The following is a 1,260-nucleotide window of genomic DNA, read 5'->3' on the forward strand; positions in this document are numbered from 1 at the left end:
TGAAGTTGACCCGTTTTAGTGGACACCAAAATCGATAGATTGAGGTGTCAGAATGCCTGCCTACAAGACAGGAAAACGAACTCAACAGTACAGTGTGGAGTTCAAGGTAAAAGCGGTGACCTGGTCACATCTTCCTCATCGTTCAGTGAAGGAAGTGGCCCAAGCTCTGGACATTCATCCGTTCATGTTGTCTCGTTGGCGCAAAGAGTACCGAGATGGCAAATGGGGCATGAGTAAGAAGACCAAGAAACAGCCAGAGCAGCTTTCCAAAAGCGATGAAATCAGCCAACTCAAGCGGCGTCTCGCTGAGTTGGAGTTGGAGAATGACCTGCTAAAAAAGTGGCAACGGTTTCAAGCCGAGGAACAGAGGAATCGTTCCGGTTCATAGCGCGCTATCAAGGGACAATCCGACTGTCGAAACTGTGCCAGTTTGTTGGTGTGTCTCGGTCAGGCTTCTACGCCTGGAAGAAGCGCCAGCCCAGTCAACGGGCCCAAAGTGACCAGGCTCTGGGGGCAGAGATACAGCGGCTTTTCCGTTTGTCTAAGGAGCGTTACGGTAGCCCGAGAATTCACGCTCAATTGAAGCAGCAGGGCATTAGCGTGGCTCGGAAACGAGTGGCCAGGCTGATGCATGAACTTGGCCTTAGGGCGCGCTCTGTGAGGGTTTATCGCCAAATGAATAAACGACGGCAAACCCTGAAGGCGACGGAGAACTTGAGGCTGACTAGTGACGCCCCAACTGCTGTCAATCAGCAGTGGTCTGGTGACGTGACCTACTTAAAGCACGGGCGGAAATGGTACTACTTGGCGGTCATTATCGACCTGTACTCCAGAAAGATTGTTGGTTGGTCATTTAGCGATAACCGGACGTCAAAATTAACCGAAGGTGCGTTGGTCAAAGCGCTACGAACCCGGCGGCCGAAAGCGGGTCTGCTGTTCCATTCCGACCGGGGTATTGAGTACCTCAACGAAAACCTACAGGGTTACTACAAGCGCCATGGCATCAGGCACAGCTTGAACCGCGCCGGTTGCTGTACCGACAATGCCGAGGTGGAGTCATTTTTCCATACATTGAAAGGCGAAATGTTCCAGGGAGCACGGTTCCGAGATCATTGGAAATTGAGAGACGAACTGGCTAACTACATTGACCAGTTCTATAACCGCCGTCGATTACACTCAAGCTTGGGCTACCAAAGTCCACAGCAGTTTGAGAAACTGGCGGTATAACAAACCCGTGTCCACTTTATCGGGGCAGGATCA

At 51.6% G+C, this 1,260-nt stretch carries 1 protein-coding gene; it reads left to right on the top strand.

The annotated features are described in order from the left end of the window. Positions 1 to 52: 52 nt before the first annotated feature. Positions 53 to 1,227 (top strand): IS3 family transposase gene (locus tag FCL40_RS18360; protein WP_407644164.1). Its coding sequence is split into 2 segments (ribosomal slippage): positions 53 to 332 and positions 332 to 1,227, totalling 1,176 coding nucleotides; the frame shifts between segments, so codons are not numbered across the junction. The last annotated feature ends 33 nt before the right edge of the window (positions 1,228 to 1,260 follow it).

Origin of the sequence: Ferrimonas sediminicola, assembly GCF_005116715.1 — a bacterium.
GTDB lineage: Bacteria > Pseudomonadota > Gammaproteobacteria > Enterobacterales > Shewanellaceae > Ferrimonas > Ferrimonas sediminicola.